The 13,845-nt window shown below is 63.4% G+C and carries 12 protein-coding genes; 7 read left to right on the top strand and 5 right to left on the bottom strand.

The window, feature by feature from the left end; translation table 11 throughout:
• Positions 1-14 precede the first annotated feature (14 nt).
• The 3 genes from IE053_RS07760 to IE053_RS07770 are packed head-to-tail and all read right to left on the bottom strand — an operon-like array spanning position 15 to position 1,381.
• Positions 15-656, bottom strand: a complete 642-nt coding sequence (locus tag IE053_RS07760; protein WP_189574266.1) for a phosphoribosylanthranilate isomerase — start codon at positions 654-656, stop codon at positions 15-17.
• Between the two features lie 14 nt (positions 657-670).
• A complete protein-coding gene (locus IE053_RS07765) occupies positions 671-1,012 on the bottom strand; it encodes a LapA family protein (RefSeq protein ID WP_189574269.1) in 342 nt (113 codons plus the stop codon).
• Positions 1,013-1,051: 39 nt separating this feature from the next.
• Positions 1,052-1,381, bottom strand: a complete 330-nt coding sequence (locus IE053_RS07770) for an integration host factor subunit beta (protein WP_189574272.1) — start codon at positions 1,379-1,381, stop codon at positions 1,052-1,054.
• 298 nt (positions 1,382-1,679) lie between these two features.
• On the opposite strand from IE053_RS07770, the gene IE053_RS07775 reads away from it, so the two are divergent.
• The 3 genes from IE053_RS07775 (at position 1,680) to ubiB (ending at position 6,014) form a co-directional block, all read left to right on the top strand.
• Positions 1,680-3,653 carry a TonB-dependent receptor gene (locus IE053_RS07775; RefSeq protein ID WP_189574275.1) on the top strand — a complete coding sequence of 658 codons (1,974 nt, stop codon included), beginning with the start codon at positions 1,680-1,682 and terminating at the stop codon, positions 3,651-3,653.
• An 84-nt stretch (positions 3,654-3,737) separates the two neighbouring features.
• A complete protein-coding gene (locus tag IE053_RS07780; protein ID WP_189574278.1) occupies positions 3,738-4,487 on the top strand; it encodes a class I SAM-dependent methyltransferase in 750 nt (249 codons plus the stop codon).
• Positions 4,488-4,490: 3 nt separating this feature from the next.
• Entirely contained in the window at positions 4,491-6,014 is a 1,524-nt protein-coding gene (gene ubiB / locus IE053_RS07785) for a 2-polyprenylphenol 6-hydroxylase (protein ID WP_189574281.1), read from the top strand.
• 66 nt (positions 6,015-6,080) lie between these two features.
• Here ubiB and IE053_RS07790 read toward each other — a convergent pair whose 3' ends face one another.
• Positions 6,081-6,854 (bottom strand): outer membrane beta-barrel protein, encoded by a 774-nt coding sequence (locus IE053_RS07790; protein WP_189574283.1) that lies wholly within the window; start codon positions 6,852-6,854, stop codon positions 6,081-6,083.
• A gap of 218 nt (positions 6,855-7,072) precedes the next feature.
• On the opposite strand from IE053_RS07790, the gene coaBC reads away from it, so the two are divergent.
• Positions 7,073-8,320 (top strand): bifunctional phosphopantothenoylcysteine decarboxylase/phosphopantothenate--cysteine ligase CoaBC, encoded by a 1,248-nt coding sequence (gene coaBC, locus IE053_RS07795; protein WP_189574286.1) that lies wholly within the window; start codon positions 7,073-7,075, stop codon positions 8,318-8,320.
• On the opposite strand, the gene IE053_RS07800 is transcribed toward coaBC, so the two are convergent.
• Complete coding sequence (locus IE053_RS07800; protein WP_189574290.1) at positions 8,307-9,236, bottom strand: TraB/GumN family protein; 930 nt, start codon at positions 9,234-9,236, stop codon at positions 8,307-8,309. The two genes, coaBC and IE053_RS07800, sit on opposite strands and share 14 nt — an antisense overlap.
• A 324-nt stretch (positions 9,237-9,560) precedes the next feature.
• Between IE053_RS07800 and IE053_RS07805 the strand changes: the two genes are divergently transcribed.
• The 3 genes from IE053_RS07805 to IE053_RS07815 all read left to right on the top strand — a co-directional run bounded on the left by IE053_RS07805 (position 9,561) and on the right by IE053_RS07815 (position 13,738).
• Positions 9,561-11,102, top strand: a complete 1,542-nt coding sequence (locus tag IE053_RS07805; protein WP_189574293.1) for a flagellin N-terminal helical domain-containing protein — start codon at positions 9,561-9,563, stop codon at positions 11,100-11,102.
• Positions 11,103-11,152: 50 nt separating this feature from the next.
• Entirely contained in the window at positions 11,153-11,443 is a 291-nt protein-coding gene (locus tag IE053_RS07810) for a hypothetical protein (protein ID WP_189574296.1), read from the top strand.
• Positions 11,444-11,527: 84 nt separating this feature from the next.
• On the top strand, positions 11,528-13,738 hold the full coding sequence (locus tag IE053_RS07815) for a TonB-dependent receptor (protein ID WP_189574300.1): 2,211 nt from the start codon (positions 11,528-11,530) through the stop codon (positions 13,736-13,738).
• Positions 13,739-13,845 lie beyond the last annotated feature (107 nt).

Consider the following 13,845-nt stretch of genomic DNA (forward strand, 5'->3'; position numbering starts at 1 on the left):
GTCCAGGCCTTCGCTCAGATGCGCGCTGCGCGGGCGTTCTCGGCAAAGCCGAGCATCAGGCCGCGGTCCTTGATGCCCCGCTCCCGCTCGATCCCGGACGAGACATCGAGGCCAGCGAAGGCAGGGTGGGCCCCCGCTATCCTGACCGCATTGGCGACATTCTCCGTGCTCAAACCGCCTGCCAGCAGGAACTTGCGCTCACCCGAATATGCCTCCAGCAGCGACCAGTCGAAAGCGCGCCCATGGCCGCCTTTCTGAGGGTTCCCATCCGGCGGCCTGGCATCGAAAAGGAAAGCGCTGCCATAGCGTTGGTCGGCTCTTTCCGCATCTTCCCGCGATGAGATCGGCAGGGCACGGAGCACCGGCAGGCCGATTTCCTTCTCTACCCTTTCGGCAAAGGCGTCGTCTTCGTCGCCATGGAGCTGGACCCGGTCGAGCCCCACCGCGTTGTGCGTCGCGGCGATCTCTTCGAAGGCGTTGTCGGCGAAGAGGCCGACGACCTCGGCATTGCCGAAAAGGATGTCACGGACCTTGTGCGCCTCGCGAAGGGTCACCCGGCGGGGACTTTTGTGGGCGAACACCAAGCCACCGAGCTGCACCTTGGCATCGACGGCAGCCATCGCGTCCTCGGGCGTCCTGAGGCCGCAATATTTCATAAGCAGGGGAGCCGTCACTGGAGGGCCGGGAGGTTTGTCCCGTCCGCGCGCTCGGGCGCCGGGCTCTCACGGGCGCTTCGCAGTTCGCGTTCGAGCTCGATCACGCGGCGGCGGTGTTCGCTGGAACGTTGGCGCAGGCGTGTGCTGGAGATCCACATGCCCATGGCGCCGAGCACGAACCCGATGAGCAATGTGCCGGACAGCCCGGCCCATAACGGCACTTCGAAGGCGATCGCCGGTTCATTGGTGGGAAGAGGGTCGAAGCTGATCGTCACAGGCTCGCGGTTGGCGAGGAAGAAGACGACCAGAAAGATCGCCATGACCAGCAGGAACAGGGTGGTAAGGAAACGCGGCATGGGGGCTATTTGGCCCGCCCGCCGCGCGAAGGGAAGGCGTCAGGCGCGGACGGCCCGTTTTTTCGTCGGTGCGTCGGATCCCGGCTCGTAATCGGCGTTAATCCGCTCACGGATTTCCTTGCCGGCCTTGAAGAAGGGCGCCCATTTCTCTTCGACTTCCACCGTATCGCCCGTGCGCGGGTTGCGGCCCACGCGCGCATCGCGGTGACGCACGGAGAAAGCCCCGAAGCCTCTCAGCTCGACCCGGTCGCCGTTGCAGAGGGCGTCGGCGATCTCGTCGAAGACCACATTGACCATCCGCTCGACGTCCTTGGCAAACAGATGCGGGTTCTCTTCGGCGAGAATTTGAATAAGCTCCGATTTAATCACGTCTCTTCCTTCGCCCCCTCAACAAAACTGCCGTTACGCGCTATTCGCAAGGACGTAACCTTTGCTAATTTCGGCACACAAGCATGAACCGTTTTCGGCGGTCAATGCTGGAACACATCGTCGTGACGGAACCACTAAAGAATTGATCTAGAAAGACTTCGCGTGATGACCACGCCTCCCGCGTGATTCGCACGCGCAAACGCCGAGGTGAATGGTTCAGCGGACTGAACCTCGGCGGTTCTTGGTCTTGCCCCCCGTTTTCGGCCATAAGGCGGGAAAGGTTCTTGAAGAGGTCGCCATGAAGCGTTGTGTGGGAATTCTGGCGGCTGCCTTGCCGTCCTTGGGTGTGGCGGCGGAACCCGACCGGATCATCGTCCGGGCCGAGTCCTCGGAGACCCGGCCCCTTGATGCCCCTGTCAGTCTTTCGGTCCTTGATGGACCCATCGTCCAGTTCCTATCGCCGCGAGCCCCTGCCGAGCTTCTCAACCGCGCTCCGGGCGTTTTCGTACAGTCGGGCTCTGGCCGAGAACATCTCACCGCCATCCGCTCGCCGGTCCTGACAGGCGGGCAGGGGGCGGGATCGTTCCTGTTCCTGCAGGACGGAATTCCGCTGAGGAGTCCCGGCTTCGCCAATGTCAACGGGCTGTTCCACGCCGCCTTCCCCTTTGCCGAGCGCGTCGAGATCCTGCGCGGGCCGGGGGATGTGGCCTATGGTTCGAATGCCCTGCATGGCGCGATCAACGTGGTCACGCCGGAACCCGGTGAAGCGGGGAGCAGCCTGACCGCAGGCTATGGAAGCTTCGACCGCTTCCGCGGCATCGGCACCTTCGATAGCTACAAGGCAAGCCTCGGGCTCAGCGTGCTCAGCGATGGCGGCTATCGCGAAGAATCCGGCGCGACCGAAATCAAGGGCCGCGGCGCGGTCCGCATGGGCGACGGCATCCTGCGGGTTTTCGTCCACCAGCTGGAGCAGGAGACGGCCGGCTTCGTGCTGGGCGACGATGCGTATGAGAACGACGCCCTGCGTCGCTCGAACCCCAACCCGGAAGCCTATCGCGACGTGCGCCACGGCCTTGTGAGCTACGAGAAGCCCTTTGCCGCTGGTGGCTGGGAAGGGACGGTCACGCCCTTCCTTCGCTGGACGGAGATGGAATTCCTGCAGCACTTCTTCCCGGGCGATCCGCTGGAGGAGAACGAGCACGCCAGCATCGGCCTCCAGAGCATCGCCTTCCGCGCGTTGTCGGATGGGGTCGAACTCGCGGTCGGCCTCGATGCGGACCTCACCGATGGCAGCCTGCGCGAATTCCAGGAGAACCCGACGGTCTTCTCCTTTGTCCAGGGCCTTCATTATGACTACGAGGTCGAAGCCCTCGAGGCGGCACCTTTCGCCAAGCTCCTGTGGGATGCGAATGACGCGCTGTCCTTCGAGGCTGGGCTGCGCGCTACCCATACCCGTTATGATTACGACAATCGCGCGCCGTCCGATGTCGTGGGACGCTTTCGCCGTCCTGCCGACCGCAGCGATGCGTTCACGACCCTGACCGGCAAGCTCGCCGCAAGCTATGACCTTGGTGCGGGCCAGAGCCTCTACGCAAGCCTTGCCCGCGGTGCCCGTGCGCCCCAGACCACGGAACTCTACCGGCTTCAGGCCAATCAGGACCCTTCGGGAATCGATCCCGAAACCCTCGATAGCATCGAGCTTGGCTGGCGCGCCGAGGGCGCTGCGGGACGGATCGCCGTCACGGGCTTCGCCATGCGCAAGGAAAACGTTTTCTTCCGCGATGCCGATGGCTTCAACGTCACCGATGGCGAGACCAGCCATGTCGGGGTCGAAGCCGAGGGGCTTTGGCAGATCGCCCCTGAGCTCTCCCTCACTGCCAGCGGCACTTGGGCGGAGCACCGCTATGAGTTCGACCGAAATGTCGGCAATGCCTCGGAAGTCATCACCGAAGGCAATCTCGTCGATACCGCGCCGAAGACGCTCGCCACGGCGCAGCTGACCTGGACGCCTGGCCCCTGGCGCATGGAGGCTGCAGCCACCCATGTCGGGCCTTATTTCATGAATGCGGCCAACACGGTGGAGTATGAAGGCCACGACCTCCTCGACCTGCGCATCGGTCGCGAGGTCGGTCAGAGGCTCTTTGTCACAGCCATTGTCCGCAATGTGCTCGACGCCCGTTACGCTCGCCGCGCTGATTTCGCCTTCGGCAATGAGCGCTTTTTCCCGGGCGAGGAACGGGCTGCCGAGATCGTGTTGACCGCGAAGTTTTGACGCCGCGGCACGGGGCGTTAGAGACGCCTCCATCCTCCCGGCCCATATGGCAGGGAAAGACGTCCTTTTTGAGAAAGCCGCACGATGAGTGAAGAGAAGACCGTCCCCTTCGGCATGCGCGATGTCGCGCCGGATGAGAAAGCGCCGCTGGTCGGTGAGGTCTTCCGTTCGGTCGCCACCTCCTATGACGTGATGAACGATTTGATGTCCGGCGGCATGCACCGTGTGTGGAAGTCGGTGACGGTCGACAGGATGAACCCCCAGCCGGGCCATCACCTCATCGACGTGGCAGGCGGCACGGGCGATCTGGCGGGCAGCTTCCTTGCGCGTGCCGATTCCCGCGAACAGCGCCAGCGGCCGCAAGCCGAGGCGATTGTCTGTGACATCAATCACGCGATGCTGAAGGCCGGGATGGACCGCTCCCGCGCGGGGCGGGTCTGCGGAGATGCCGAGGCGCTGCCTTTCGACGACCGTCAGTTTACGCATTATTCCATTGCCTTCGGCATTAGGAACGTGACCGATCGGGCGGCCGCCTTCCGCGAGGCCTACCGCACCTTGCGCTTTGGCGGGCGCCTTTTCGTCCTCGAGTTCTCCCAGCCGCCGCAGGACTGGTTCCGTGCGATCTATGATCGGTACTCAGATCTTGTCATCCCGCGCCTTGGCGAGGCAGTGGCAGGCGACCGCGAGAGCTACCAGTATCTCGTCGACTCTATCCGCCGCTTCCCCGGCCCCGACGCCTTGGCCATGGAGATCCGGCAGGCAGGCTTCTCTCGGGTGAAATACGAGCGCATGACGGGCGGGGTTTGCGTCCTCCACATGGCTGCGAAGGTCTAGGCCGTGTTCGGGACCCTGGGCGACTTCTTCCGCTTGCTGAGGATCACATGGATCCTTGCCCGCCATGATGCGCTGATTCCACGCGAATTCGAGGACAATGTCCCGGCCTTCGTTGGCACTGTGGGCAAGATCACCCGTTTCGGCACCCGGACGAAAGGGCGCCGTCCCGGCCAGCGTTTCGCTGACGCCCTCGCCGGTCAGGGGCCGGCCTATGTGAAATTCGGCCAGCTCCTCGCCACCCGTCCCGACATTATCGGTTTCGAGATGGCGAACGACCTCTCGAAACTCCAGGACAGGATGGACCCGTTCCCGAAGGAGGTGGCCGAGCGCGAGGTGGAGCGCGCTTTCGGCAAGCCCATTGGCGAGATTTTCGAAAGCTTCTCCGACCCGGTCGCCGCCGCCTCCATCGCCCAGGTCCACAAGGCCGTCACGCCCGGCGGGCGGGAAATGGCGGTGAAGATCCTCCGCCCCGGGATCGAAAAGAAGGCGCATCAGGAGTTCCGGGTGCTTCTCCTTGGGGCACGGATCGTCCAGCGCTTCGTGCCTGCTGCACGAAGGCTCGAGCCTGTCAAGTTCGTGCGTACGCTTATGGAAAGCTCGGAGCTCGAGCTTGATCTCCGCATCGAGGCCGCATCGGCTTCGGAATTGCGCGAGAACCTCGCCCCGATGACCGACGTGGTCGTGCCGGAAGTGGATTGGCAGCGCTCGGCCCGCAGGGTCCTGACCCTTGAATGGATCGACGGTATCCCGGTCTCGGATATCGACGCGGTCAGGGCATCCGGTGCCGACACACGCTACCTTTCTGTCCTCGTCATGCGGTGTTTCCTGACCCAGGCGCTGGAGCACGGCTTTTTCCACGCCGACATGCACCAAGGGAACCTGTTCGTAGACGGAGAGGGCCGCCTGGTTCTCATCGATTTCGGCATCATGGGCCGCCTCGACGAGAAGGCGCGCAGGACCTTTGCGGAAATCATCTATGGCTTCATCCGCCGCGACTACCGCGCGGCGGCGATGGCGCATTTCGAGGCGGGCTACGTGCCCGAGCATTTCAATATCGACGCCTTCGCGACGGCCCTGCGCGCCGTGGGTGAGCCGATCTTCGGCAAGAAGGCCGACCAGCTCGACATGTCGCGGGTCCTGCAACAGCTCTTCGACGTCACGGACGTGTTCGACATGCGGCTCCGGCCCGAGTTGGTGCTGCTCCAGCGGACCATGGTTGTCGTGGAGGGCGTTGCCCGGATTCTCGATCCCGAGATCGATCTCTGGGGCACGGCGGAGCCGATTGTCCGAGACTATATCGAGCGGGAGATCGGCGGGCGCGCATTCGTCCGGCAGGCGCGGGAGAATCTCGACGCGGCCCGGGGCCTGATCGAGGCGTTCCCCGAATTCGCCCAGGCGGCGGAGAATGTTGCGGGACAGCTTGCCAATGGCGGCCTCAGGCTCTCTGACGACACCATTATCCGCCTCGCCCGAGCGATGAAGGGCAAACCCCTCGACCCCGACGAGGCCGGGACCGGCAAACCCTGACCACGCGCGCAAAGAAAAAGGGCGAAGCCGGAGCTTCGCCCTTTCTGCACCACTCTCGCGAGGGGCTTAGAATTTCCAGGCGTAGCCGATCTCGGCGATGAACTGGTTCACGTCGACTTCGAGGTCGGACGGCAGCAGGTTGGTTTCGATTTCCACTGGCTGGGCACCGCGGTAGCGGAAACCAGCGTGCAGAACCGTCGAGTCGGTGAGGTCATAGTCCGCACCGATCATCGCCTGATAGCCGAAGACAGTGGCCGAATCGTCGGCGAAGTCGGCACCCGACGGCTTGTAGCGCACGTCGACATTCATCGCGCCGATGCCGACACCGACGAACGGATGGACACGTTCGTTGGCGACCGTGAAGTCGTAGTAGCCATTGACCATGACGCCGATGGTGTTGACCGAGCCTTGGGCGTCTTCGAGCAGGCGGCCGGTGGTGATGCCAAGCGGGGTGTTCGTGTTGAACAGGATGCCTGCGTCAACACCCGAGACGTTCCCGCCGAGAGCCTGCAGGTTCGAATGGTCCGCCGTGCGGTTCGTCGTGTAGCTCAGCTCGAGCTCGCTGCGGAACGGGCCGTAGCCGGTCGACTTGCCGACGGCGACAGACGCAAAGCCGCCAAGCTCGAAGTCGGTTTCGAAGCGATAGGCGGCATCGCTGGTCAGCGTGCCAGCGCCGAGGCCCAGAACGAAGTCCTGGTTCATGTCGCCAGAGTTGTTGCTTTGACCCATTTGCGAGAAGCCGGCTTTCACCGACACGTAGTAGTCGCTGTCCTGGGCGACAGCGCTTGCCGAGGCCATTGCCAGACCTGCAGCACCAATCATCAGAATTTTCTTCGGCATAGTGACCTCCTCAAACGCCCCCTGCCCAAACGCCGGGCGCGATTAACCTTTGTGCGCCGCGATGGGCGCTTTTCCGATAAAGCGATGAACGCCTTGCATTCAAGAGAGTTCCGAGGCGCCACCTGCGGAAAGATTCAACGTCGACAAAAAGGCAACAGGGGAATTTAACCCTACCGCTTCGCCGCTTGCGTGAGATCGCTGCGGGAGTCAGGTGTGTGATGGTGAACGGAAACGTGAGACAACCCTTGGCTGAAAACGGCAATCCCCATTCGCGCCGCGTCCTTCTCGTCGTCGGCGGAGGCATCGCAGCCTATAAATCCCTGGAGCTTGCGCGCTTGCTGCAGAAGCGCGGCGTGAGCGTGACGGCCGTCCTGACGGCGGGCGGCGCAGAGTTCATCACGCCGCTCGCGCTGTCAGGCCTCACCGGCACGAAGACCTATACCGACCTCTTCAGCCTCACTGACGAAGTCGAGATGGGCCATATCGAACTCAGCCGCGCGGCCGACCTCATCATCGTCGCGCCCGCCACTGCGAACATCATGGCGAAGGCGGCCCAGGGCATCGCTGATGACCTGGCGACGACCCTCCTTCTGGCGACGGACAAGCCCGTGCTGATGGCGCCGGCCATGAACGTGAAGATGTGGGAGCACCCGGCCACCCAGCGCAATCTCGCTCAGTTGAAGAAGGACGGCATCCACATTGTCGGGCCGGAGGAGGGGGCGATGGCGTGCGGCGAGCACGGCATGGGCCGGCTTGCCGAGCCCGAGACGATCGCAGCAGCTGCCGAGCGCCTCCTGCCAAAGCCGCAGGGCGTGCTTTCGGGCAAGCGGATCGTCATCACGGCCGGGCCCACCTATGAGCCGCTGGACCCGGTGCGTTTCGTCGGTAACCGCTCGTCGGGAAAGCAAGGCTACGCCATCGCGGCCGCATGCCGGAACGAAGGCGCGGAGGTGACGCTGATCTCGGGTCCGGTCCATCTCTCACCGCCGCCGGGTTGCGAGGTCGTGCAGGTCCGCACGGCGCGCGAGATGCTGGAGGCCAGCGAAAAAGCGCTGCCCGCGGATGTCTTCATTGCCTGCGCGGCGGTGGCGGACTACCGCCCGGCCTTTGAAACCACTCATAAGGTCAAGAAGGAACGGGGCGGACTGACGGCGATCGACCTGGTGGAAAATCCCGATATCCTGGCAACGGTGTCACAGATGGAAGAGGGCAGGCCGCAGCTGGTCATCGGCTTCGCGGCGGAGACCGATGACGTCATCGGTCACGCAGAAACCAAGCGCGCGCGCAAGAAATGCGACTGGATCATCGCCAATGACGTCTCTCCGGGCACGGATGTCATGGGCGGAGACAGGAACACGGTCACTATCATCACCGGCAAGGGCGACGAAGCGCTCCCGGAGATGCCGAAGGATCGCCTCGGTGCCTACCTCGCGCAGAGGATCGCCAGGAAACTCAGCGCGGGCTGACCTCTTCGACTTGCTCGACGGTGTAGCCCCGCTCTTCGAGCTTGGCCTGGAGTGAATCCTCGCCGACGAGATGCGCGATATTCACGGCGACGAGGAATGTCCCGCGTTCATCGGTCAGCACACGGTCGAGCTGCTGGGCCCAGTCGAGGCTGCGCTCGGTGACGATCCTGCGTTTGAGCCGGGGACTGTTCTTGTAGCGGTCCTCGATCAGGAACGCGATCCGGTCGAGATCACCCTGGTACCAAGCCCCGACGAGATCGGCGTAGTAGGGTTCGCCCAGCATCACCCGTTGGAGGATGTCGGCGAAGAACCCGGCGTCCTGTTCATCGTCCCCAGCCGCCAATGCGGCCATTCTTTGTGCGGAGGTCTCGAGATAGCGCAGCGGCGTGCCCTGCTGCAGCATCTCCCGCGCGATCACGACATCCATGTTGCCGGCAAGGTCGCCGCCTGCATTGACGATGGCGATGTTCTCCGCCTGCATCGCGGCGAACCAGGGGCGGAAATTCTCGAAGTCCTCCATGTCGAGGTCGAGGGTCTTCAGTGCCGCGTCGATTTTCTCGCGTTCCTTCTTGCCGTAGAAGCCGGCAAGCCGGCGGTCGTTCTTCAGCTCGGCCGTTTCGGAGACGATTACCCCCATGGCCCGCTGGGCATCGCGCGAGAACAGGTCTGCTTCGAGGAAAACAGCGTCCGCCTGGCTCATCACGATCTTGATGAGATCCGTTTCCCAATCGATGTCGGGGCGCAGCAGGGTCACGGTCCCGATGATGTAAATGAAGGTGTCCTCGTCCTTCACGCGCCAGACCGGGACGTTGCTCTCCCCCGCAGTGGCCTCGAGGACCGTCCGGGGGCGTCCGGGACCGGCAACCGGTTCCATGCCGACAGTGTCGTCGCGCGCCGGTTCCTCTCCGGTGTCCATTGCGCCTCCACAGGCGGCAAGGATTGAAAGCCCGGCGGCGCAGAGCGCCCTAGAAATTGATGCGCGCACACGCGTCTCCATTCCACTCGTCGGCAGGAGATAACATGCACGTTTAAAGAGAGTGCCAATTACGAACGGGATCGCCTCTCGAAGCGAAGACTGTTTACCTTAACGCAGCATTCACCGTGGAAGATTCGGTATTCGCTGAATTATCCAGCAAAATTTTTCGCGATTTTTCTGAATCGCTAACGGAACCTTACAGCCGTTTTAACCGGATGAGCACCATCCGACGTTACACCGTCTTCCAAGGAAGGAGGGCTGTCCGTGCTAATCACCAATGCGTCGGCGCAAGTTGCGCTGAAGACACTCCGCGCAGCGAACGCCAGCCTCGATTCCGTCCAGAGCCGGATCTCGACCGGTCTCAAGGTTGCGAAAGCGGACGACAACCCGGCCTTCTTTCTCGTCGCCGCGACCCAGCGCTCGGACGTCACCCGGCTCGAAGGGACGCGCGAGAACCTTTCCTACGCGCTGTCCGCTGTCCGCACGGCGCTCTCCGCCCAGAAAGAGATCGACAATGCGATGATCAACATCGCATCCGCCGTCGTGAACCTCGAACAGGGCGTGGCGAATCGTGAACTCGAGCGGATCATCGACCAGCAGATCGAGTATATCCGCGACATCATTCAGGACACCAACTATAACGGCCTGAACCTCCTCGAACGCGATCAGCTCGAGACTTTCATCATCGGGTCCGACCGGAAGGGCTCGAGCATCGACCTGCAGACCCTGACCATCGAAGCCCAGGGGCTCGGCATCAAACCGCCGGCTGTCTCAGGTCTCGCGCCGCCGCTGCCGGGGGCGTTGCTCGACCTCAACTCGACGGTGCTGACCGGCAGCCCCGGGAACCTCAGCCCACGGACTGTCCCGAACACGGTGGGCGTCAATGTTGGCACCAACCCCTCAGGCGGCACCTCCGAGCGGACCTTCGCCATCAGTTTCGAGACCGGCTCGGATGTCACGACACAGCAGGTCCTCTATGAAGAGGGCGGTAACGTCCGTGGCCTGAACATTGCGATCCGCGGCGGCAATCTCGTTTTCGGGGGCTATAACCTCGTCGCTTCCGACCCGACCCCGCCCTGGCCGTATCTCGAGACAACCACGACCATCCAGCCGAACACGCGCTACACCGCGCAGCTCATCTTCGATGGCGAGCCGACGAACACCGGCCAGTTCCGGGCCTTCCTCGACGGCGCGCTCATCGACACGGTTACCGGCGTGGGTATTCTCTATGACCACCCGGGCGGCATCGGCGTGGGGCGGATCAACGGCAACGCCGTCGTCAACGGCATCGTCACCAACCGGATCACGGGTCCGGGCGGCAACGACTTCCAGGGCCAGATCGACAAGATCGTCCAGTACGACTCCGTCCTGACCGGCCCGGACTTCGACGTCATCACGACCTATCTCGCCGAAGGCTGGCTGCCGCCTCGGGGGGTCCAGTACTATATCGGCTCGCCGCTGCGGAAGGCCGATGCCACGCTGATCGAGCTTCTCGAGGCGGTCGGCAACGTCAATGATCCGGGTTACTCGGTGTCGGCTGCGCTCGAAGTCCTCGACGCGGCCAAGCAGAAGTCGAACAACGCGTTCTCGGAGCTCGGGGCCATCGAGGGCCGGCTGTCACGCCAGCAGGACTTCCTCCGAGACCTCACCGACGCCATGGGCGAGGGTATCGCCTCGCTGGTCGAGGCTGACCTGGCCGAGGAATCGGCGCGCCTCCAGGCCACCCAGGTCCAGACCCAGCTTGCCCAACAGAGCCTCCTTATCGCCAACCAGCGGCCCCAGTCGCTTCTGCGGCTTTTCAACTAACCCTCTTGCCAACGCCGCAGCCACGTGATCTTTTCCGTGAAGGAAGAGTTATGTCATCACGTGGGGCGCATATCCTCCGGCTCCTCTTGCCGGTCTGGCTGGTCATCGCGCCTGCAATGGCTTCAGCGCACGCGACCGATCACTCCTTTTCCCTGACGCCTGACCAGCACGCTTGCGCCCTCTGTCAGGCTGGCGACCGCGATGATGACGCCGTGGTGCCCGAATTCAGCGTCCTTCTTGCCCCTCCGAGGGCAGAGCTGGTCCAACCGACTGCGCCGCGTCCCGCCGAAGGCCGGACCGAGGGCGAGAAGCCGATCAGGGGTCCTCCGGCTGCGGGCTGAACACGCTCGCATTCCGTTTTCACATGCTCGTTCGTCCAAAGGCCGCGCGTCAGCGAACGGGCATATCCAGGACCCTGATTTTCCATGACCAAGACCATCCTGCGCCTTTCCTGCGCAAGCCTCGCCCTTGCTCCGTTTACCGCTTTTGCGACCGAAGCCTCCTCCACCGAACCTGCGATCGCTGCAGCGACGACCACGCTCGCGGCTGCTGCAGGAACAGCCGTGCATGAGCCCGAAGGCGACACCATCATCGTCACCGCATCGCCGATCGAGCGTAATGCCGAGGCGCTTCTCTCCCCGGTTTCCGTCCTCGAAGGGGAAGAGCTGCAGCGCCAGCTGCGTGACACGCTGGGTGAGACCCTGCGCCGTGAGCCGGGGGTTTCCTCGACCAATTTCGGCGCGGGCGCGAGTCGGCCGATCATCCGCGGCCTCGGCGGTGGCCGTGTTCGTACGCTGATCAACGGTATCGGTTCGATCGACGCCGCGGCGGCCAGCCCTGACCACGCCACGCCGATCGAACCTGCCCTCGCTGAGACCATCGAAGTCGTCCGCGGCACTGGCCTCCTGCGTTATGGCAGCTCGGCGTCGGGTGGCGTCGTCAACGTCCTCGATGGTCGGATCGCCAGCGAAGTGCCTGAGGACGGTTTCGATATCGCTGGCCGCTACGCCTTCACTTCCGTGGATGAAGGCAGCACCGGCTCGGCTGGCGCGCAGGTCCACCTCGGCAAGCTTGGCGGCGTCGATGTCGTTGCCACGGGCCAGGCGATTACCCGCCGTGCGGGTGACTACGACATCTCCGGTTTCGCTGAGAGCGAAGCGCTGATGGAAGCCGAGGACGATCACGACGACCACGGCATGGGCCATGACGACGAGGAGGAAGTCGAAGGCGTCCTCGAAAACTCGTTCAATGAAGTCGACAGCCTGACCGGCGGCCTTTCGTTCGTCGGTGAGCGCGGCTTCCTCGGCTTCGCGGTCCAGAACTACCGCTCGCGCTACGGCGTTCCCGGCCATGGCCACGGCCACGAAGAAGAGCACGGCGCTGGCGAGGAGCACGATGAAGAGGAAGAAGGCGTCTTCATCGACCTCGACCAGACCCGCTACGACATCAACGGCAGCCTGGCATTCGGCGGACCGATCCAGCGCGTCGATCTCTATGCTGGCTTCGCCGACTACGAACACATCGAGTTCGAAGCCCCCGGCGAACCCGGTACCGTGTTTGCTAATGAAGGCTATGAGATCCGTGTCGAAGCGGTGCAGGCCGAGCGCGGTGACTGGCGCGGCGCGTCGGGTATCCAGATCCGCGATCGCAAGTTCTCGGCCATCGGCGAAGAGGCTTTCGTTCCGCCTACAGAGACCGAGCAGCTCGGCCTCTACACTTTCCAGGAAACCAAGCTCGGCCCGGTCACGGTGGAAGGCTCGCTCCGCTACGAGGAGACCGACCAGGCCCAGACGGTCAACAACATCGAGCGCAGTTTCGAAGGCGTCTCCGGCGCACTCGGCGGCTCGATCCCGGTGGCAGACGGGGTCCGCGCGACGTTCAACCTCTTCAGGACCGAGCGCGCTCCGACCTCGGACGAGCTCTTCAGCGATGGCCCGCACCTTGCCACCGAGAGCTTCGATATCGGCGACGTCAACCTCGACATCGAAACCGCCCTCGGCCTCGAAGGCGGCCTGCGTTTTGCCGGTGAGCGTGGATCATTCTCGATCAATGCGTTCTACACGGAATATAGCGATTTCATCTTCCAGCAGGCGACTGGCCAAACGGGTGAGGACATCCTCATTGCCCGCGGCGAGACGGACCCTGAAGAACTCGAAGAGTTCGCCGAGCTGACGGTCTTCCAGTACACCCAGGCGGACGCGACCTTCTCGGGTCTCGAGATCGAAGGCCAGCTCGAGCTCGGCCAGGCTTCGGGCTTCGACGTCTCCGCCGACCTTGTAGCGGATTTCGTCAATGCCGAGCTCGACCGCGCCGATGCGCAGGGCAACACGCAGCTGCCGCGCATTCCTCCGCTTGGCGTCCTCGTTGGTCTCGAGGCGGATAACGGCACCTTCAGCTTCCGCGCGGAGGCCGAGCATTCTGCGGAAGCCGATGACGTGGCATCCTTCGAGCTGCCGACGGATTCCTTCACCCTGGTCAATCTCTACGCTGACTGGCGCGTGACGGAGAACATCTCGCTCTCCCTCGCAGGCCTCAACATCGGTGACGAGGAAGCACGGGTCCATACGTCGTTCCTGAAGGACCAGGCACCACTACCGGGCCGCAATATCCGCTTCGCGCTCAACATGCGCTACTAGGGCGAGTATTGGCGGGATCATTTTCGCTCTTGCTGTCATTCCCTCTTTCCTTTTGAGTTGAACGGAACGCATCTTGAGGCGAGAGGGGACTGTCGCGGCCGACGCCG

This window comes from Parvularcula lutaonensis (genome assembly GCF_014651915.1).
GTDB lineage: Bacteria > Pseudomonadota > Alphaproteobacteria > Caulobacterales > Parvularculaceae > Parvularcula > Parvularcula lutaonensis.

What these genes read in the sequence shown, in the direction of transcription:
- IE053_RS07760 (WP_189574266.1), bottom strand. Translation starts at nt 656, where the DNA reads ATGAAATATTGCGGCCTCAGGACGCCCGAGGACGCGATGGCTGCCGTC.
- IE053_RS07765 (WP_189574269.1), bottom strand. Translation starts at nt 1,012, where the DNA reads ATGCCGCGTTTCCTTACCACCCTGTTCCTGCTGGTCATGGCGATCTTT.
- IE053_RS07775 (WP_189574275.1), top strand. Translation starts at nt 1,680, where the DNA reads ATGAAGCGTTGTGTGGGAATTCTGGCGGCTGCCTTGCCGTCCTTGGGT.
- IE053_RS07780 (WP_189574278.1), top strand. Translation starts at nt 3,738, where the DNA reads ATGAGTGAAGAGAAGACCGTCCCCTTCGGCATGCGCGATGTCGCGCCG.
- IE053_RS07790 (WP_189574283.1), bottom strand. Translation starts at nt 6,854, where the DNA reads ATGCCGAAGAAAATTCTGATGATTGGTGCTGCAGGTCTGGCAATGGCC.
- coaBC (WP_189574286.1), top strand. Translation starts at nt 7,073, where the DNA reads ATGGTGAACGGAAACGTGAGACAACCCTTGGCTGAAAACGGCAATCCC.
- IE053_RS07800 (WP_189574290.1), bottom strand. Translation starts at nt 9,236, where the DNA reads ATGGACACCGGAGAGGAACCGGCGCGCGACGACACTGTCGGCATGGAA.
- IE053_RS07810 (WP_189574296.1), top strand. Translation starts at nt 11,153, where the DNA reads ATGTCATCACGTGGGGCGCATATCCTCCGGCTCCTCTTGCCGGTCTGG.
- IE053_RS07815 (WP_189574300.1), top strand. Translation starts at nt 11,528, where the DNA reads ATGACCAAGACCATCCTGCGCCTTTCCTGCGCAAGCCTCGCCCTTGCT.